The sequence below is a fragment of the Streptomyces sp. MGP-P1 genome (assembly GCF_057766565.1).
In genome coordinates this window covers 198,996-217,500 of sequence record NZ_JBYMEM010000007.1, presented here as the reverse complement: position 1 = coordinate 217,500, position 18,505 = coordinate 198,996, and the positions used below count along the sequence as shown (strand labels likewise).

Genomic DNA, 18,505 nt, shown 5'->3' with positions numbered 1-18,505 from the left:
GGGAGACCGGACGGGGTCACGAAGCCCTCGATGAGTCCGGAGACGAACAGGACCAGGGCCAGGCCGATGGCCATACCCAGGGCGGCGCGGCCCCGCTGAGCCAGGGCGGCGCGGCGTGACAGGGGGCCGGGGTCGATCACGGTCCAGCCGAGGCGTAGCCCGGTGCCGGCGGCGACGAACACCTCGGTCAGTTCGAGCAGGCCGTGAGGAAGCACCAGGCCGAGGAAGACATCGAGACGGCCCGCGGAGGACATGAGGCCTATGCCCACGCCGAGGTTGAGCATATTGAGGAAGAGGATCCAGATCACCGGTATGCCGAGGAACGCCCCCAGGATCAGGCACAGGGCCGCGGCCTGCGCGTTGTTCGTCCATACCTGTGCCGCGAACGACGCCGCCGGATGGCTGGAGTAGTAGGTCTCGTACTCCCCGCCCGGTCGGGTCATCGCACGGAGGTCCTCCGGTGCGGCGATCGCGGCCTGAACCTCGGGGTGGGTGCCGATCCACCAACCCAGCAGAGCCGCCACCACTGTCGAGAGCACCGCTGTGGGAATCCACCAGTGGCGCGAGCGGTAGACCGCGGCGGGGAATCCCGCGGTGAGGAACCGGGCCGCGTCCCGCCAGGACGCCTTGCGGGAGCCGGTCACCGTCGACCGGGCGCGGGCCACGAGCTGGGTGAGACGTCCGGTGAGGAGGGGGTCGGGGCTACTCGACTGGACCAGCGAGAGGTGGGTCGCCGTGCGCTGATAGAGGACGACGAGTTCGTCCGCTTCCGCGCCGGTGAGGCGGCGCCCCGGCGCAGGAGGTGTTCGAGGCGGTCCCACTCCGTGCGGTGGGCGGTGACGAAGACGTCGAGGTCCATGGGCGTCTGTTGCTCCAGGCATGGGTGCGTACGGGTTCGTACTACTGCGGCGCGCTGGCGGTCAGCTTGGCAGACTGTGCCCGGCTGGGGCAGAGAAGGTCGGCGAAGGGTGGGGCCCGATGAGTGAGCTGGTTACCGGGGACGCGGTCGTTCTGGGGTTGAGGCCCGCGCGGCTGCCGAGCCGGGCGCTGGCCTCGGCGATCGATCTGGCAGTGACGTTCGTCGTCTTCATCCTGGTATCGGTCGCGTTGGGCATCGCTTCCGCCTCGTTGGACGAGGCAGCGGTCGCGGCGATCGGGGTCGCGTCTTTCCTGCTGGTCCTGATCGGTGGGCCGGTCGCGGTGGAGACGCTGAGTCATGGTCGGTCCCTGGGGAAGCTCGCCTGCGGGCTGCGGGTGGTGCGGGACGACGGTGGGCCGATCCGGTTCCGGCACGCGCTCGTGCGGGGGGCCATGGGACTCGTCGAGATCCTGATGACCTTCGGAGCCTTGGCCTCGATCGCGTCCCTGGTGTCGGCGCGAGGTCGCCGGATCGGTGATGTGTTCGCCGGGACGCTGGTGATCCGGGAGCGGGTCGCGGCCACGGGCCGGTCGGTCTCCGTGCCGCCTCCCCCGCCCTGGCTGGTCGGCCGGTTCGCGCAGCTGGATCTGTCGGCCGTACCCGACGAACTCTGGCTCGGGATACGGCAGTACCTGACGCGGATGCGGCAGTTGGATCCCGGTGTGGGGCGTTCCATCGCGGAACGGCTGGCCGGTGAACTGGTCGCGCTCACGGGAGTCGCCGCGCCCCAGGGTGTTCCTGCGGCCGCGTTCCTGGCCGCGGTGGTCCATGAGCGGCAGTCCCGGGATGCGCGGCGCGTGTTCGCCGGGCCTCGCGCCGAGGGGCCGGCGCCGTCCGGGCGGGCCGTGCCCGGGCTCACCGGGCCTGTTGGGGCGGGTGCGCCCGGCGGGGCCGGCGGGACATTTGGGGGGCCGGTGTCTGCCGGGGCCGGTTCCGGGGCGGGGGGCGGTGCCGCCGGTGGTCACGAGCAGCGCCGCGGGAGTGCTCCCTCGGGCGGTTTCGCCCCGCCCGGTTAGGCGGTGTCCGGCCCGGATCCGGACGGCAGGTCCTGGGCGGCCGGGGTGCCGGAGGCGCGGGGTGAGGGGGGTGTCTCCAGGTGTTCGAGCTCGACGCCGGGTGCCGCGAGGACCACGTCGCCGGCGATGTGGATGGCGTGCTGCTCCCCGGTGTCCAGGGCGCTGACCTGGTATTCGTCCACGATCAGGGGGCCGTTGTCAGTGGTGTGCGCTTCACTGTTCACCAGGGCCCAGGACTGGTCGACGGTCCTGGGTGCGAGCACCGGGTCCGTGAAGGTGACCACGCGGACGCGGGTCGTGGGGGAAGCGGGGGTGAGGCGCAGGAGACGGGTCATGGCGATGAGGAACGCGGGGGACGTGCCGGCGAAGGTGTGGGCGCGGACATTGCCTTCGGTGGCGTGGCTGCCGGTCGGGTCGGTCCGGACCCAGGTGACCCCTTCCAGGGCTGCTCCTCGGACCTGCCAGCTCGCGGCGTGGAGTTCGAGGCGGATGGGCCGGCCCAGCTCGTCCAGGGCGAGGTCGACGGAGCCGAGGTGGTCTCCGGTGGGGGATGTGGTCTGGGAGACGTAGCGCCACCCGGAGGGGCCGGGGGCGCAGTGGAAGTGTTCTTCGCCGAGGGGGGTGTGATCGTGAAGGTCGTGGAGCGAATACCTGCCGCGGGGCATGGGGTCCTTCGGGTTCCTCGGGTCGTGCGGGGGCGGTAACGGGAGCAGGCCCCCGGCACGGGGGTGCGGGGGCCTGCGCTCGGATCTGCTGCTGCGGGCTGTGACGCCGCTCGGTGGTCGGGAGGCCGGCCTCCCGACCACCGAGGGTGGATCAGCTACCGCGGAGGGATCAGTAGCGGTAGTGGTCGGGCTTGTACGGGCCCTCCACCTGGACGCCGATGTACGCCGCCTGCTCGGGGCGCAGCGTCGTGAGCCTGACGCCCAGGGCGTCGAGGTGGAGTCGGGCGACCTTCTCGTCCAGGTGCTTGGGCAGCACGTACACGTCGGTCGGGTACTCCTCGGGCTTCGTGAACAGCTCGATCTGCGCGAGGGTCTGGTCGGCGAAGCTGTTGGACATCACGAAGGACGGGTGCCCGGTCGCGTTGCCCAGGTTGAGGAGGCGGCCCTCGGACAGGACGATGAGGACCTTGCCGTCGGGGAACTTCCAGGTGTGGACCTGGGGCTTGACCTCGTCCTTGACGATGCCGTCGATCTTCGCGAGGCCGGCCATGTCGATCTCGTTGTCGAAGTGGCCGATGTTCCCGACGATCGCCTGGTGCTTCATCCGGGCCATGTCCTTGGCCATGATGATGTCCTTGTTGCCCGTCGTGGTGACGAAGATGTCCGCCTGCTCCACGACGTCGTCCAGCGTGGCGACCTGGTAGCCGTCCATGGCCGCCTGCAGCGCGCAGATCGGGTCGATCTCCGTGATGATCACCCGGGCGCCCTGGCCGCGCAGGGACTCCGCGCAGCCCTTGCCCACGTCGCCGTAGCCGAGGACGACGGCGGTCTTGCCGCCGATCAGGACGTCGGTGGCGCGGTTGATGCCGTCGATGAGGGAGTGGCGGCAGCCGTACTTGTTGTCGAACTTCGACTTGGTCACCGCGTCGTTCACGTTGATCGCGGGGAACAGGAGGGAGCCGTCACGGTGCATCTCGTACAGGCGGTGCACGCCCGTCGTCGTCTCCTCGGTGACACCCCGGATCTCCGACGCCAGCTGCGTCCACTTCTGCGGGGCCTCGCCGAGCGTGCGGTTCAGCAGGGTGAGGATGTGGGCGAACTCCTCGCTGTCCGCCGTCGACGGGTCCGGGGCGGCGCCGGCCTTCTCGAACTCCACACCCTTGTGGACGAGGAGGGTGGCGTCACCACCGTCGTCCAGGATCATGTTCGGGCCGCCGGTCGGGGTGTTCGGCCAGGTCAGCGCCTGCTCCGTGCACCACCAGTACTCCTCCAGCGTCTCGCCCTTCCAGGCGAAGACGGGGACGCCCGCCGGGGCTTCCGGAGTGCCGTTCGGACCGACCGCGATGGCCGCGGCGGCGTGGTCCTGGGTGGAGAAGATGTTGCAGGAGGCCCAGCGGACATCGGCGCCCAGGGCGACGAGGGTCTCGATGAGCACGGCGGTCTGCACGGTCATGTGCAGCGAACCGGTGATCCGGGCGCCGGCCAGCGGCTGAGCGGCGGCGAACTCCTTGCGGATCGACATCAGGCCGGGCATCTCGTGCTCGGCGAGCGTGATCTCCTTGCGCCCGAAGGCGGCGAGGGAGAGGTCGGCGACCTTGAAGTCCTGGCGGTTGGTGGCCGTCGTCATAACGGGCTGCTCCTCGTGATGGGTCGAGGGTGGGCTTTCTCTGGGCTGACTCTGCGGCGCGGCGGGCACACGAATGCCCGGGGGTTCGCAGTGCAGTCCGTCGGAGGCCCTCTGTCCCTCGCCCGGCTCGCTTCCGCGAGCGGTCGACCGCCATCAGCAGCGACGTCTGTTATCCGTATCCGAATCTACACCGAACGGCCCAGTGAGCCCCAGCCCGTTCGTGGAGAAGAACGTGTGTGAGGGGTCACCGGGCCGTTCGGGGCCGATGCGTGGTGGGTCAGTGGCCGGAATCCTTCGAGGCCGGTCCCTCGCCCGTCTCGGGTCCCGTATCCGGGGCCTCGGTGGCCCTGCCCGGGTTGGTTCCGGTCACCGCGGCCTGCGCGTTGTAGATGTCCGGCTCCAGGTAGATCACCCGGGCGATCGGGCACGCCGCCCGGATGCGGTTCTCGGCGGCGTTGATGGCGTCGGCGACCTCGGTCGCGGTCTCGTCGTGCCGGACCGCGATCTTGGCGGCGACCAGCAGTTCATCGGGGCCGAGGTGGAGGGTGCGCATGTGGATGATGCGGGTGACGGTCTCGCCGTCCACCACGGCCGCCTTGATCCTCTCGACGTCCTCGATGCCGGCGGACTCGCCGAGCAGGAGGGACTTCGTCTCGACGGCCAGGACGATCGCGATGAGGATCAGCAGGATGCCGATGCAGAGGGTGCCGATGCCGTCCCAGACGCCGTTGCCGGTGCCGAGGGCGAGGCCGACGCCCGCGAGCGCCAGGATCAGGCCGACGAGCGCGCCGAGGTCCTCCAGGAGGACGACCGGGAGCTCGGGCGCCTTGGAATGGCGGACGAATTCGGTCCAGGAGCGGTCGCCGCGTGTCTGGTTGGACTCTCGGATCGCCGTACGGAAGGAGAAGATCTCCGCGATGATCGCGAAGGTCAGGACCCCGACCGGCCAGTACCAGGCCTCGATCTCGTGCGGGTTCTTGATCTTCTCGTAGCCCTCGTAGACCGCGAACATGCCACCGACCGAGAAGAGGACGATGGAGACAAGGAACGCGTAGATGTAGCGCTCGCGCCCGTAGCCGAAGGGGTGCTGAGGAGTGGCTTCGCGCTTCGCCTTCTTGCCGCCGAGCAGCAGGAGTCCCTGGTTGCCCGAGTCGGCGAGCGAGTGGACGCTCTCCGCGAGCATCGACGAGGAACCACTGAAGAGGAACGCTACGAATTTGGCCACGGCGATCGAGAGGTTGGCGACAAGTGCCGCCACGATCGCCTTGGTTCCGCCTGACGCGCTCATGAGTGCGTGGTGTCCCTTCGTCGGTGCGCGGCAGGTGCCGTCGCGGTGAGGCGGCACATTGTTGCAGCCCTCGGGACGGTCCGTGGGTCAGGCCGTCACGGTGGCCCGGAAGAGTGTTCCCGGGCCCGCTGCCTCGACGCTCTCGCCGGCCGGAACGTACGCGGACTCCCCCGGTGCGAGGGCGAGTTCGCCGACGGTGACCGAGCCCGCCGTGCAGAGCAGGATCTGGGGCGTGGGGGCGGTCAGTTCGGTGGGGGCCGCCCCTGGGGCGAGGGTGTAGCGGGACAGGGCGAACTCGTCGGCGGGGGTCTCGTAGAGCTCCTCGCCCGACGGGGCCGCCTCCGGGCGCAGCGCGCCGGGCTCGGTGGCCTCGAACCGGACGATCCGCAGGAGTTCGGGGACGTCGATGTGCTTGGGGGTCAGGCCGCAGCGCAGCACGTTGTCCGAGTTGGCCATGATCTCGACGCCGAGGCCGTCGAGATAGGCGTGCGGGACGCCCGCGTCGAGGAACAGGGCTTCTCCGGGCTGGAGTCGCACGTGGTTCAGCAGCATCGCGGCCAGGACCCCGGGGTCGCCGGGGAAGTGGTGGGCGATGCGGGCGTACGGGGCGTGGGCGCCGCCGAGGCGTTCGGCGGCGGCCGCCGCCTCCGCCACGGTCTCGGCCATCTCCGTCGGCTCCGCGCCGAGGATCGCCGTGAGCACCTCGCGGAGGGCCGATTCCTCGGGGTGGGCGCGGAGGAGGTCCACGTACGGCTTGAGGGAGTCGACTCCCAGCGCCTCCATCGCGTCGGCCGCCTCGGTGGGGCTGCGGAAGCCGCACAGCCCGTCGAAGGGGGTGAGCGCGCAGATGAGTTCGGGCTTGTGGTTCGCGTCCTTGTACGTGCGGTGCGGGGCGTCGATCGGGACGCCACGGGCCTCTTCGTCGGCGTAGCCCTCGCGGGCCTGCTCCAGGTTCGGGTGGACCTGGACGGAGAGGGGGGCGCCGGCGGCGAGGAGTTTCAGGAGGAAGGGGAGGCGGGGGCCGAACCGGGTGACCGTCTGCGCGCCGAGTTCTCCCTCCGGGTCGGCGTCGATGGCCTCGGTGAGGGCCAGCTCCGTCTCACCGGACGCGGTGGTACGGGTGATGCGCGAGGGTGCTCCGGGGTGGGCTCCCATCCACATCTCGGCCTGCGGTTCGCCGGTGGGGGCGGTGCCGAGCAGGGCGGGAATGGCCGTGGTGGACCCCCAGGCATAGGGGCGCACGGTGTTGGACAGCCGGTCCATGGAGTCTTCCTCGGGTGGGGCGGGGTGGGTGGGTGTGACACCAGGGGTATCAGTGTTACGTGAGGTCCTGGAGTCGTGGGGGTGGCCGGGGGGTGACACGGGTCCGGGGGCTGAGGGGGGTTCTCTTCGCTCCCCTTCGTTTTCGCTCCCCTTCGCTCCCTTGGTTCCTGGCCTCCCTGGCACCCTGGGTTTTCTGGCCGTCCTCCCTGGACGACCTGGGTTTCCTGGGTTTCCTCGGTTTCCTGGGAGGGGGTCGTTCCCTGGTGGCTCTGGGGGCCGCGGTCCTCGTGCGTGGTGTTCCGGTGTCCGGGTGTTCCGTCAGGGCTGGGGGGCGGAGGCCAGTGACAGGTAGACCGCCGCGAAGTCGGTGATCGCGAGCAGTTCGGCCACGGCCTCCAGCGCGCTGCCCTCCTCCGGCTCCAGCTCGCTCACGGGAGTGTCGTGGCCGAGTGCCAGCTCCCGGGCCGCCGGGTAGGCGCTGAGGCCTCCCGTCGGGCGGTCCCGGAGCAGGACGACCCGGGCCCTCAGCGTCTCGCCCCCCTCGACCCGGTCGCGGAAGAAGTCGTCGGGGTCCGCGCCCGCCGCGAAGTCCCCGGTGAGTAGCGTGCCGTGCGAGGGCAGCGCCTCGGGGAGTTCCGCCGTCAGGGCGGGGCGGCCGGCGAGCTCGGACAGTACGGCGGCGAAGCGGCGTCCCACCGGGCCCGCTGCGTCGCCCTCCGTCCACAGCAGCGGCAGGCTGTCGGCGAGCTCGGCGGCGAGCGTCTTGGCCGGGTTGCTGTACGTGGCGATGGCCGGGCCGCAGCGTTCCGCGGTGCGGTCCAGGCGGTCCGCGACCTTCTGCAGGTCCTCGGGAGGCGCGGTCACCAGGCCGACCCGGTCCAGGAGGGCCAGCAGGGGGGTGAGCAGGGCCCACAGTGTGCCGGGGCCGGCGGCGGAGGTCTCCGCGTCGTACTCGCCGTACGGGGCGGCGGCCATCGGGACGACCAGGCCGTGCACCCCGTCGACCGCCTCGCGCAGCGGCGAGCGGGTGGGAGCGACGGCGACGACGGTGCAGCCGCGACGGTAGGCCTGCTCGGCGAGCAGGGCGAGGCCCGGTTCGGAACCGTCGGCGGTCGCGATGAGGAGCAGGTCCACGGATCCGGCCCAGCCGGGCAGCGCCCAGCGGAGGGCGCCGGGGGCGGGGGCCACACCCGTGGGGTGGATGCGTACGACGGGGGCGGCCGCGCCGGCCAGCGCGCCGATCAGGTCGGCGACCCCGGAGGCGGCGGTGCCGGGGCCCGCGACGAGGACGGCCCGCGGCCGGCCCTCCGGGTTCAGGCCGCCGATACCGGCCTCGGCGGCGTGCCGGGCGGCGGTACGGACCCGGGCGCCTGCCTCGGCGGCGCCGCGCAGCAGATCGCGGCGGTCGGCTCGAGCCAGGGCTTCCGGGGCGTCGAGCAAGGACTCGTCGAGCATGGCGGTGGGCCTCCGATCACCGGGCGGGGTGCGGGCTGCGGGCGGCGGTTACGGGCGCGGTGGCGTGGCCTCCGGGGCGGGCGCGGTGGTGGCCTCCGGGGCGGGCGCGGTGCCGAACGGTGGCGCCGGCCTGCGGTCGGGCCGGCTGTCGTGCGCTGCCGGGGCCGTCCCCCGCGTCGTCCTGCCCGTACGCGTGTCGCTCGCGGTCAGGCGGGGCGGCGCGCCTCGTCGACGAGAAGGACCGGGATGCCGTCCCGGACCGGGTAGGCCAGGCCGCAGTCGTCGCCCGTGCAGACCAGCTCGGGGCTGTCGGCCGCCGAACTGTCGTCGAGCGGGGAGTGGCAGGCAGGGCAGGCCAGGATCTCCAGGAGGCCGGCTTCGAGCGCCATGGGGTGAGTCCCTTCGAGCATGCGAGTTCCGATCCGCGTGGATCAGGCGTCGTCAGCCTACCGCTGGGGTGGAGGGGGCGCGGCCCGGTCGGGGGGTGAAACGGGGGGATGGGGGGTGGGTGGCTGCCGTGGGGGTGGGGGGCCGTGCGGGTCGGGGTGCCGTGCGGGTGGGGCGGGTGCGGGTGCGGGTGCGCGTGGCGGGGGTGGACGCCTGCGGCGTGCTTCTCCCCGCCCCGCCCCTTCCCGTAACCGGGGCTCCGCCCCGGACCCCGCTCCTCAAACGCCGGAGGGGCTGGAAAGAGCGGGGCCGAAGAGGGAAGGGAGGGGGGCCGGGTGGGGTGGGTCAGCGGCGGCCGGGGCAGGTCGGCGCGGGGCGGGGTGGGGCGGGTCCGGTCGGCGCGGCGCAGGGCGGGCCGGGGTGGGGCCGGCGGCACGGGGCGGAGTGGGGCCGGGCGGCACGGCGCGGGCCGGCGCGGGGGCCGGGCGGCACGGGTCGCGTCGGGCCGCGTCGGGCCAGACCAGGCCGGGCCGGGCCGCGCCAGGCCGCGTCGCGTCGGGCCCGCGTCGCGTCGGGCCGGGCCTCGTCGCGTCGGGCCGGGCCTCGTCGCGTCGGGCCAGGCCGCACCGGGCCACGCCGGGCCACGCCGCGCCGGGCCGCGCCGCGCCGCGCCGCGCCGGGCCGCGCCGCGCCGCGCCGCGCCGCGCCGCGCCGCGCCGGGCCGCGCCGCGCCGCGCCGGGCCGCGCCGCGCCGCGCCGGGCCGCGCCGCGCCGCGCCGGGCCGCGCCGCGCCGCGCCGCGCCGGGCCGCGCCGCGCCGCGCCGCGCCGCGCCGCGCCGCGCCGCGCCGGGCCGCGCCGGGCCGCGCCGGGCCGGGGTGCGTCGGGCCGCGCCGGGCCCGCGTCGCGTCGGTTCGAGTCGGGCCGCGCCGGGCCGGGGTGCGTCGGGCCGCGCCGGGCCCGCGTCGCGTCGGTTCGAGTCGGCACGGGCCTGGCCTGGTCCAGGTCCAGGTCCAGGCCCAGGTCCAGGTACAACCGTCAAAGGCCCCCAGCCGGGGGCCGGAGCGGTCCCCGGCTGGTTCAGGCTTTGCGGATCAGGGTCAGGACCTCGTCGCGTACCGCCGTCATCGTCTTCTCGTCCCTCGCCTCGACGTTCAGGCGCAGCAGCGGTTCCGTGTTCGAGGCGCGGAGGTTGAACCACCAGTCGGCGGCCGTGACCGTGAGGCCATCCAGGTCGTCGAAGGTGATGTCGTCGCGGGCGCCGTAGACCTTCCTGACCTCGACCAGGCTGGCGGTCTGGTCGGCGACGGTGGAGTTGATCTCGCCTGAGCCGCTGTACCGGTCGTACTCCGCGACCAGTTCGGAGAGCGGCTTCTGCTGGCCGCCGAGTGCGGCGAGTACGTGGAGGGCGGCGAGCATGCCCGTATCGGCGTTCCAGAAGTCGCGGAAGTAGTAGTGCGCCGAGTGCTCGCCGCCGAAGATCGCGCCGTGCCTCGCCATCTCCGTCTTGATGAAGGAGTGGCCGACGCGGGTGCGGACCGGGGTGCCGCCGTTCTCGCGGACCACCTCGGGGACGGACCAGGAGGTGATCAGGTTGTGGATGACGATGCCCTCGCCGCCGTTGCGGGCCAGCTCGCGGGCGGCGACCAAAGCGGTGATCGCGGAGGGGGAGACGCCCGCGCCCCGCTCGTCGACCACGAAGCAGCGGTCCGCGTCGCCGTCGAAGGCGAGGCCGAGGTCGGCGCCCTCGGCGAGGACGCGGGCCTGGAGGTCGACGATGTTCTTGGGGTCGAGGGGGTTGGCCTCGTGGTTGGGGAAGCTTCCGTCCAGCTCGAAGTACAGGGGTACGAGGTCGAGCGGGAGGCCTTCGAAGACCGTGGGGACCGTGTGGCCCCCCATGCCGTTGCCCGCGTCGACCACGACCTTGAGGGGACGGATCGCCTTGAGGTCGACCAGGCCGAGGAGGTGGGCGGCGTAGTCGGTGAGGGTGTCGCGCTCCGTGATCGTGCCGGGGGTCGGGGCGGCGGCCGGCTGCGGGGCGCCTTCCGAGCACTGCTCGACCAGGGTGCGGATCTCGGCGAGGCCGGTGTCCTGGCCGACCGGGGCTGCGCCCGCCCGGCACATCTTGATGCCGTTGTACTGCGCCGGGTTGTGCGAGGCGGTGAACATCGCCCCGGGGAGGCCGAGGGCCCCCGACGCGTAGTACAGCTGGTCCGTCGAGCAGAGGCCGATGAGCGTGACGTCCGCGCCCCGGGCCGCCGCACCCCGGGCGAACGCGTCGGCTAGGGCCGGTGACGTGGGGCGCATGTCGTGGCCGATCACGATCGCGTCGGCGGCCGTGACCTGGACGAACGCGGATCCGAAGAGTTCGGCCAGCGCTTCGTCCCACTGGTCGGGCACCACTCCGCGCACGTCGTACGCCTTGACGAGCTGCGACAGATCAGCAACCACGGCCGGTCCTCCTGGGGTCTTTGCGGACCGCCCAAACTACCCGGCCGGGCAGAGCCCCAGGCGGCGGCCTCAGGAGTCCGGTGAGCGCAGCACTCTCAGGTGGCCTCGGCGGGCCACCTCCACCGGGTCGGCGGCGCGTGGTCCCCGGCCTCCGCCGTCCGGGCCCCGGTCGTGCGGGCGTGCCGCTTCGCGGACCGCGTTGGCCAGTGCCTCGAGGTCGTCGCCGCTGGGGTGCGCCGGTGCGGAGCCGTCGGAGAGCCGCACCACTTCCCAGCCCCGTGGCGCGGTAAGCCGCTCACTGTGTTCGGCGCAGAGGTCGTAACAGTGGGGCTCGGCGTAGGTGGCGAGCGGGCCGAGGACCGCAGTCGAATCGGCATAGACGTACGTCAGTGTCGCGACGGCAGGGCGGCCGCACGCGGTGCGCGAACAGCGACGTACAGGGCTCACGATGTTGGACGGTACCGCACTCTTGAGCGGGCTGCGACGACTCCCCCCTCGGGTCACCCCACCGTGTCGCCCTGTGACCTGCGACACCGCGGCGTTCCGGCGGCTGCCCTGACCTGCGTCGGGGCGGGGGCCCGGCGATCGCACCGTGGTGGTGCCGGTCCGGGCGGGGGTGGATCGCGGCGTCGGGCGCGGGGTCGATGATCGGATCACGGGCCTGAAAAGGGCTCAACCTTGGCCGAAATGTTCAACTGCGGACATCCGGAAGCGGGACGTGCCCCCTCTCCGGAGGGTCCGGTCGGCCGCGTCGGCTCGCCGATCACCGGGCCTCCGGAGCGTTACGCTGCGTCGGTGATGGACAGCTCCGTACCTCCCCGCCCGTTCGAGCCGCGGCCCCGGCGCCGTGACCGGCATGGCCGCGGTATGCGCGGGCCGGTCGCGCCTCCGCAGGTGCCGCTGTCGGCCAGCCGGGGCGAGACCTTCCGTGATCTGGTCCAGGACTCGGTGGAGCGGCTGGAGCGGCGCTGGCCCCAGCTGGCCGAGGTCGACTTCGTCGTCCTCGATGTGCCCGACACCCCGGAGGAGATCGTTCCGCTCGGCAGCGCGGTCTCCGCCGGCAAGGGGCGGCCCGCGCAGATCGTCGTCTACCGGCGGCCCGTCGAGATCCGCACCAAGAGCCGCGACGAGCGCGCCCTGCTCGTCCACGAGGTCGTCGTCGAGCAGGTCGCCGAGCTGTTGGGGCTCGCGCCCGAGTCGGTCGACCCCCGGTACGGGCAGGACTAGCCCCCTGGCGCCGGTCTCACGGAGGCCCTCAGGTCGGTTCCCCGAGCCGGACCCCCGGGGGGCTTGAGCCCGGGGACGGCTCGGCTGTCGGAGGTTCGCCCGCCCTCAGTCGTCCAGGACCGAGAGGTCCTGGCGGGCCGACGGGACCGCGACCGTGCCGCCGTCGTCGGGGAGCGTCTGCACGGTGAACATCTGGACGCCGTCCTCGGTGCGCGCCAGGGTGCGCGACGCGTGGACCGGGCCGCCCGAGGTCGTCTCGACGGTCAGCGCGTAGGCGCCCTTGAGGCCTTCCGGGGCCTTCGGGGTGACGGCGAGGGTCGTGCCGGCCTTGACCGTGTACGTCTCCACGGCCGGTTCGCCTCCGTCGCTGCCCGCCGACGCGGTGACCTTCACCTCGGCGGTGGCGCCCGGCGCGGTCAGGGAGAGCGTCGAACCCTTGGCCCGGTTGTCCGGGACGCTCGCCCGTGCGCCGACCGGTCCGGTGGCCGGGATGTAGGCGATCTCCTGCTTGTCGCCCTTGCCGCGGACCACGCGCAGTGCGGCCACGATCGGGGTCGCCCGGTCCTTCTGGACGGGGCTCAGCCGCAGGGATCCCGGTTCGCCCCGGGTGACGTCCTTGAGGTCGACGGCCGCCGTCATCGAGGACTTGATGTGCAGGGTGGCGTTCCCGGCCGGGGAGAACGCCGCGTTCTTCCCCAGGAGCTGGACCTTCACGTCGGCGTCGTCCTCGCCGGGTGCGAACGCCACCAGTTGTACGGAGGTGGCGTCGGCGGGGATGCCGGGCAGCACGAGCGTGCCGGTGGGGTCGTCGGACGCGGTGATCCAGTCGCTGCCCGCCTCGTCGTCGGCGCTCAGGACGACCGCGCCGACCCGGCCCGAGCGGGTGGTGACGTGGGCGGTCAGGTGGTCGACGGCCTCGGCGGTGAGGGTGGACAGCAGAACGGCGACGCTGGAGCGGGCCGGCACGGTGATGCCGTCGCCGACCTCGGACTTGAGCGCGCCCTCGGGGCCGTACAGCTCGATGTCGGCGACGGCGGCGGAGTCCTCGGGGTTGGTGAGGTGGAGGTAGTCCTGGCGGGACTTCGCGGTGCTCGCGCCCGGGAACCAGAAGTCCGTGTCGGGAGCGGTGCAGGTGACCCCGAGGAGCCCGCGGGCGCCGCCCACGGTGACCTCGGTGGTCTGCTGGGCAGCCCAGCCGGGGGCCAGCTTGCCGGTGGCCGTGCCGACGAGGGCCGGGGCGTCGGAGCCGTCCGCCTCGGCGACGACCGGCTGTCCGGGCTCCTTGACGGCGAGGACCGGCTTGTCGGCCTTCTCCTTCGCCTTCTTCGCCGCCTCCTCGGCCTTCTCGACCTTCTTCGGGTCGGTCTCGTCCTCGTCGTCCACGACCGGCAGGGCCGGCTTCAGCTCGGCGGTGCCCTTGGCCTCGCCGCCCTCGCCCGCCGGGGTGAACGCGGTGTACTGGGTCTCGGCGAGGTCGGAGTCGCTGGGCGCCGGGCAGACCAGGCTGGAGCGCTCGACCGGCAGCAGCGCGGCGGACTTCGTCGCGGTCTTCGCCGGGGCTCCGGGCGCGGTGACCGTGGCGAATCCGGTGATGGCGGCCAGGACGGCGGCGCCCGCGATCAGGGACAGGTGGGTGGACTTCACTCGGAATCGCCTCGCGATGCGTTACCGGTCTGCCACGGGGCCTGGCCCGGGGCCGGGGGGTCGGTCTGGTCGCCGTTCTCGGCGGGGTGGGGGTCGGGCCGGGGCTGCTGGGCGGGGTCGGGGTAGGGCTGCTGCTGGTACTGCCCGCCGACGTACTGGCCGTACTCGTCGTACGCGCCTTGGTCGTTGCTGTACGCGCCCTGGTCGTTGTAGGAGTTCTGGTCGGTGTACGCGGCCTGCCCGCCGTACGTGCCCTGCTCGTTGTACTGCTGTGTGTAGGGGTCCTGGGCCTCGTAGCCCTGGTAACCGACGCCCTGTTGCTGTTGCTGTTGCTGTTGCTGTTGCTGTTGCTGTTGCTGTTGCTGGGCGTACGGGTCCGGCTGGTACGTCGCGTAGTAGTCGGCGCTCTGCTGCCGGCCGTCCCACTGCGCGTACTCGCCGTACTGCTGCTGCTGTGGAACCGCCGCGTAGCCACCGGTGGCTCCCTGCGGGTCGTGCGCCGGGGGGTTGGCGGCGTACGGGTCGGCGGACTGCTGCGCGGGGATGTACTCCCCCGGGTCGGCGGCCGGGCCCGGGACTCGCGACGGGTCGGGGTCGCCGGGGTGGATGTCGTTCCCGAGCTCTCCGGGCCCTCCGGGCTCCCCGGCCTCCTCGGCGGTGGCCGCCGCCTCGGCCTGGGCCGCGGCGCGCAGCCTGCGGGCGCGGCGGCCCTCTCCGTCGACCGGCTCGGCGGCGACGGCGGGCTCCGCCTCCTCGGGCAGGTCGTCGTCGATCTCCCGGCGGCGGCCCGGCAGGGCCATGACCACGAGGACCAGGAGGAGTCCGGCCTGCGCCCAGATCCACGCGGTGTGCGTGATCGGGGCGTCGTGGGTGAGGTCCAGACGGCCGCCCTCCGCGGGCAGTTCGAAGCCCTGGGCCCAGCCGTCGACGGTCTTGCGGGGCAGCGGCTTGCCGTCCAGGGTCGCCGTCCAGCCCGGGTCGGCCGCGTCCGCGATCCGCAGCACGCGGCCCGCTTCGCCGGACGGGATCTCGGAGTGGGCCTCGACGGCGGCCGAGCCGACCGGCAGGTGCTCGCCCTCGCCGGAAGCCGGGGTGATCATGACGCGGGCGACCTGGCGGTCCACCCGCCACAGGGCGCTGCCGTCGAGCTGGCTGAGGCGGCTGAGTCCGGGCGTCGAGTCGAGGACCCGGCTCATCTCTCGCGGTGCTCCGTCCCGGACGAGGACGTAGCGGATCGCGAAGCCGCTGAGCTGGCCGCCCTGGTCGGCGCCGGAGCCGGCGACGAGGTTGGCGACGACCTTGTCGAGGTGGCTGTTGCTGCCGCCGGCCTCGGTGAGTTCGCCGTCGCCGAGGCGGACGCCCGAGCCGCGGACCAGGCTGTACTCCACGGAGCCGGGCGAGCTGCCGCCGAGGACCAGGGTGCGGGGCTGGTCGCGGGTGGTGCTCTCCTCCGCCACGAAGGCGGGCACCTGGACGGGGTCGCGCCGCTCCAGGGGCCCGTCGGCGCCACCGATCATCCAGCCGAAGGCGGCCAGGACCGGGGCCAGTCCTGCGGCCAGCGCGATCAGGACGGCGACGGGCTGACGCCAGCCGAAGCTCTGTTCGGCGACCCGGATACGGGCCCCGTCCGCACCCACCAGGGCGGCGGCGATCAGGGCGGCGCCGTAGACGAGGGTGGCGGGTCCGGCCCAGGTGGACCCGTTGGCGACGGCGGCGACGAGGAAGCCGACGAGCGCGACCGCCCAGGCGGTGCGGACGGCGAACTGCCGCTCCCCGCGCAGCAGGGCGGCGAGCGCCGCCAGCACGATGCCGAGGAGCAGGATGCCGCCCGTCGCCCCGGGGCCGCCGGGGCTGATGCCGAGCAGGTCGAGGCCCGACGCCGTTCCCGTACCCATGTCCAGGCCCGCTTCGGTCAGGAGCGCGGACGGGTCCGTCAGCAGGGTGAGCGACCAGGGGGCGAGGACCAGTACCGGTGTGCCGACGGCGGCGACGAAGCGGAGTCCGTACGCCGTGATGTCGCCGCGCCGCAGCACGAGGATGCCGATGCCGAGGACCACGGCGAGCGGCCAGACGATCGGGGTGAACGCCATCATGACGGTCAGCAGCAGCGTGTACGCCCAGGTGGCGCGCCAGCTGCCGCGCTCCCCCGCCGCGCTGTCGGCGCGCAGCCCGTGGGCGGCGACGCCCGCGCGGGCGGTCAGCGGGAGCAGGACGAGGAGGACGGCGGTGCCGAGGCGGCCGGTGGCCAGGGCGCCGGTCGCGGCGGGCAGGAAGGCGTACGCGACGCTCGCCCAGGCCCGCAGCAGCCGGGAGGGGAGCAGCGGGCGGGAGGCGAAGTAGGCGGTGAGCCCGGCCAGCGGGATCGAGCAGACCAGCAGCACGCTGATGGCGAGGCCGGTCGAGCCGAGGAAGAGGGCCGACAGGGCGGCGAGCAGCGCGAGGTAGGGCGGGGCGGTCTGGGTGCCGCCGGTGCCGACGGTGTGCCAGGCGTCCGCGTAACTCCCCCAGAGCGCGCCGAACTCGGCCGGGGCGGGCAACAGGGCGCCGCCCGCCAGTGCGCCTCCGCTGAGGAGGTTGCGGCCGGCGATGAGGGAGACGATCAGGAGCAGCGCGAAGAGGATGGGGCCCGGTTTGCGGCCGATGCGCTTGAGCCGGGCGAACTGGTCGACTTCGAGGAAGTCGGCGTCGTCGCCGCCGGGCCCGGATTCGACGGCTCCGTGCCGTGAACCGCCCGAGTCGGCGTCGCTGCGGCCGCCGAAGTTGCCCGCGACCTGGTCGACGGTGGCCCGGACGGTCGCGCCCGGCGGCGGGAACAGCGCGCGCAGCTCGGCGGCGTCGACGGCGCCCTTGCCGCGGTCGCGGCGGGCGGCGAGGACGCGGCCGGGGCGCAGCAGGGTGCCGAGCAGTCCTGTGACCTCGTCGAGGGCCTGGCCGGGCACCTTGCCGACGAGGTAGGCGAGGGTACGGAGCAGGGTGCCGACGACGAGCCGGAGCAGGACCCAGGGCAGGGCCTTGCCGCGGGCGTTGACGAGCATCGTGTAGACCGCGCCCGCCTTGTCGACGCGGTGCGGGCTGGCGACCGAGCGGCCGGCGCAGTCGATGGGGCGGCGTTCGCGGGCGGAGGCCTCGGCGTGCCGCAGGACGGCGTCCGGGGCGACGAGGACCCGGTGGCCCGCCAGGTGGGCGCGCCAGCACAGGTCGACGTCGTCGCGCATCAGGGGGAGCCTGCGGTCGAAGCCGCCGAGCTCCTCGTAGACGTCGCGGCGGATGAGCATGCCGGCGGAGGAGACGGACAGGACGGTACGGACCTGGTCGTGCTGGCCCTGGTCCTGCTCGCGGCGGTCCAGGCCCGTCCAGCGGCGTCCGCTGTTGGCGATGGAGACGCCGACTTCGAGGAGCTGCTTGCGGTCGTACCAGCCGCGCAGTTTGGGTCCGACGATCGTGGCGTGCCGGTCGGTGTCGACGACGCGCAGCATCTCGGCGAGCGCGTCCGGCTCGGGCGCGCTGTCGTCGTGCAGCAGCCAGAGCCACTGGACCGGTTCGCCGTGCGGCAGTTCGGGAAGGTCGTAGTTCTCGTCGACCCAGGTCCGGCCGGCCGGGTCCCAGCCGCTGGGGCGCTTGAGGTACGGCAGGTCGTCCGGGGTCAGGATTCCCGCCGTGCGGGCGGCCTCGTCGACGGCGGTGCCGAAGCTCGTACGGCGTGCGAGGTGCAGGACGCGTTCGTCGCCGAGCGCCTCGGTGACCAGCCGGGCCGAGTCGTCGGCGCTGCCGGTGTCGGCGGCGACGACGTTCTGTACGGGGCGTTCCTGCCCGAGCAGCCCGGCCAGCACGTCGGGCAGCCATCGGGCGCCGTCGTGGGAGACGAGCACGGCGGTGACGACGTGCCGGGGGAACTCTGGGGCGGCGGCGGCCGCGTTCGGCGCCGCCGAGTGGCTGTGCACGGACATCGAGGTACGGGCCCTCCGGCCGGGTCCGGGGGCGTCCCCGGGGGCTGCATCGGTGTACACGCGCGCGCCGTCGGGGCGTTGGCGCGTCTCGGACGGGGCCCCACACTAACGGTACGGACAGGTGGCGGGGGTCGGAGCGGGGGAAGGGGCCGGGCGCGGACGTGCCGACGGCCCGTCCGCCGAGCCCTGGGGAAGGGGTCGGGGGACGGGCCGTCGGGGGTGAGGAAACGGGCTCGGGGGGCTGCCGGACGGGAAGCCTGCCGGATGACCGGATAAGAGGGGCGGCCTCGGCCGGAAGCGTGGGAAGTGGGGGATGGGGAGAGGGCGTGGGGGGTGCGGGGGGGTGGGGAGTGAGGGATGGGGGTGGGGTGTGCGGGGGCTTGCGGTGGGGTGCGGGTCGCTCCGCGTCTCGCGAGGGGGCGGCCCACGGCAGGCAGTGGTCCGGGGACCGGGTGGGAGTGTTCGGAGTGTTCGGGTGCGCCCGGTGTGATGGGGGGTGTCCGGTTACGCCCGGGGGCGGGTCCGGTCTGGGTGGCTCCGGGTGCGCCCGGAGGCGGTCCGGCCGGGTGGTTCCGGGTTCCGGGTGTGCCCAGGGGGGGCGGTCCGGCCGGGTGGATG

At 73.6% G+C, this 18,505-nt stretch carries 12 protein-coding genes and 1 pseudogene (1 of these 13 running past the window's edge); 2 read left to right on the top strand and 11 right to left on the bottom strand.

The genetic code is table 11. The features are described from left to right. Positions 1-859 (bottom strand): annotated as a pseudogene (locus AC3CH1_RS22725) (stage II sporulation protein M); it reaches 148 nt to the left of the window's first position. Positions 860-978: 119 nt separating this feature from the next. Between AC3CH1_RS22725 and AC3CH1_RS22720 the strand changes: the two are divergent. Beyond that, complete coding sequence (locus AC3CH1_RS22720; protein ID WP_488464623.1) at positions 979-1,935, top strand: RDD family protein; 957 nt, start codon at positions 979-981, stop codon at positions 1,933-1,935. Here the strand turns inward: AC3CH1_RS22720 and AC3CH1_RS22715 are convergent. The 8 genes from AC3CH1_RS22715 to AC3CH1_RS22680 form a co-directional block, all read right to left on the bottom strand. Continuing rightward, positions 1,932-2,600 (bottom strand): hypothetical protein, encoded by a 669-nt coding sequence (locus AC3CH1_RS22715; RefSeq protein ID WP_488464622.1) that lies wholly within the window; start codon positions 2,598-2,600, stop codon positions 1,932-1,934. The genes AC3CH1_RS22720 and AC3CH1_RS22715 overlap by 4 nt on opposite strands. Before the next feature lie 169 nt (positions 2,601-2,769). After that, entirely contained in the window at positions 2,770-4,227 is a 1,458-nt protein-coding gene (gene ahcY / locus AC3CH1_RS22710; protein WP_488464621.1) for an adenosylhomocysteinase, read from the bottom strand. Between the two features lie 277 nt (positions 4,228-4,504). After that, positions 4,505-5,515 carry a cation diffusion facilitator family transporter gene (locus AC3CH1_RS22705; protein WP_488464620.1) on the bottom strand — a complete coding sequence of 337 codons (1,011 nt, stop codon included), beginning with the start codon at positions 5,513-5,515 and terminating at the stop codon, positions 4,505-4,507. A gap of 87 nt (positions 5,516-5,602) precedes the next feature. After that, positions 5,603-6,778: a mannose-6-phosphate isomerase, class I gene (manA, locus tag AC3CH1_RS22700; RefSeq protein ID WP_488464619.1), complete on the bottom strand. Its 1,176-nt coding sequence runs from the start codon at positions 6,776-6,778 to the stop codon at positions 5,603-5,605. Positions 6,779-7,096: 318 nt separating this feature from the next. Next, the gene (locus AC3CH1_RS22695; RefSeq protein ID WP_488464618.1) at positions 7,097-8,233 is read right to left on the bottom strand and encodes an SIS domain-containing protein; all 1,137 of its coding nucleotides are present in this window, start codon (positions 8,231-8,233) and stop codon (positions 7,097-7,099) included. Positions 8,234-8,439: 206 nt separating this feature from the next. Next, positions 8,440-8,622 (bottom strand): Trm112 family protein, encoded by a 183-nt coding sequence (locus AC3CH1_RS22690; protein WP_488464617.1) that lies wholly within the window; start codon positions 8,620-8,622, stop codon positions 8,440-8,442. Positions 8,623-9,698: 1,076 nt separating this feature from the next. Beyond that, a complete protein-coding gene (locus AC3CH1_RS22685; RefSeq protein WP_488464616.1) occupies positions 9,699-11,069 on the bottom strand; it encodes a phosphomannomutase/phosphoglucomutase in 1,371 nt (456 codons plus the stop codon). A gap of 69 nt (positions 11,070-11,138) precedes the next feature. Then, positions 11,139-11,573, bottom strand: a complete 435-nt coding sequence (locus AC3CH1_RS22680; RefSeq protein ID WP_397925981.1) for a DUF3499 domain-containing protein — start codon at positions 11,571-11,573, stop codon at positions 11,139-11,141. 294 nt (positions 11,574-11,867) lie between these two features. Here AC3CH1_RS22680 and AC3CH1_RS22675 point away from each other — a divergent pair, with 294 nt between their 5' ends. Next, positions 11,868-12,296: a metallopeptidase family protein gene (locus AC3CH1_RS22675; protein WP_488464615.1), complete on the top strand. Its 429-nt coding sequence runs from the start codon at positions 11,868-11,870 to the stop codon at positions 12,294-12,296. Between the two features lie 105 nt (positions 12,297-12,401). Here AC3CH1_RS22675 and AC3CH1_RS22670 read toward each other — a convergent pair whose 3' ends face one another. After that, positions 12,402-13,940 carry a DUF5719 family protein gene (locus tag AC3CH1_RS22670; RefSeq protein WP_488464614.1) on the bottom strand — a complete coding sequence of 513 codons (1,539 nt, stop codon included), beginning with the start codon at positions 13,938-13,940 and terminating at the stop codon, positions 12,402-12,404. Next, positions 13,937-17,887, bottom strand: coding sequence for a glycosyltransferase family 2 protein (locus tag AC3CH1_RS22665; protein ID WP_488466707.1), 3,951 nt, complete (start codon positions 17,885-17,887; stop codon positions 13,937-13,939). Before AC3CH1_RS22665 ends, AC3CH1_RS22670 begins: the two co-directional genes overlap by 4 nt. Positions 17,888-18,505: the final 618 nt, after the last annotated feature.

Excerpts from the sequence above, each read along its gene's own strand:
- AC3CH1_RS22720 (WP_488464623.1), top strand. The coding sequence starts at position 979 with ATGAGTGAGCTGGTTACCGGGGACGCGGTCGTTCTGGGGTTGAGGCCC.
- AC3CH1_RS22715 (WP_488464622.1), bottom strand. The coding sequence starts at position 2,600 with ATGCCCCGCGGCAGGTATTCGCTCCACGACCTTCACGATCACACCCCC.
- AC3CH1_RS22690 (WP_488464617.1), bottom strand. The coding sequence starts at position 8,622 with ATGGCGCTCGAAGCCGGCCTCCTGGAGATCCTGGCCTGCCCTGCCTGC.
- AC3CH1_RS22665 (WP_488466707.1), bottom strand. The coding sequence starts at position 17,887 with ATGTCCGTGCACAGCCACTCGGCGGCGCCGAACGCGGCCGCCGCCGCC.
- AC3CH1_RS22695 (WP_488464618.1), bottom strand. The coding sequence starts at position 8,233 with ATGCTCGACGAGTCCTTGCTCGACGCCCCGGAAGCCCTGGCTCGAGCC.
- manA (WP_488464619.1), bottom strand. The coding sequence starts at position 6,778 with ATGGACCGGCTGTCCAACACCGTGCGCCCCTATGCCTGGGGGTCCACC.
- AC3CH1_RS22675 (WP_488464615.1), top strand. The coding sequence starts at position 11,868 with ATGGACAGCTCCGTACCTCCCCGCCCGTTCGAGCCGCGGCCCCGGCGC.
- ahcY (WP_488464621.1), bottom strand. The coding sequence starts at position 4,227 with ATGACGACGGCCACCAACCGCCAGGACTTCAAGGTCGCCGACCTCTCC.
- AC3CH1_RS22705 (WP_488464620.1), bottom strand. The coding sequence starts at position 5,515 with ATGAGCGCGTCAGGCGGAACCAAGGCGATCGTGGCGGCACTTGTCGCC.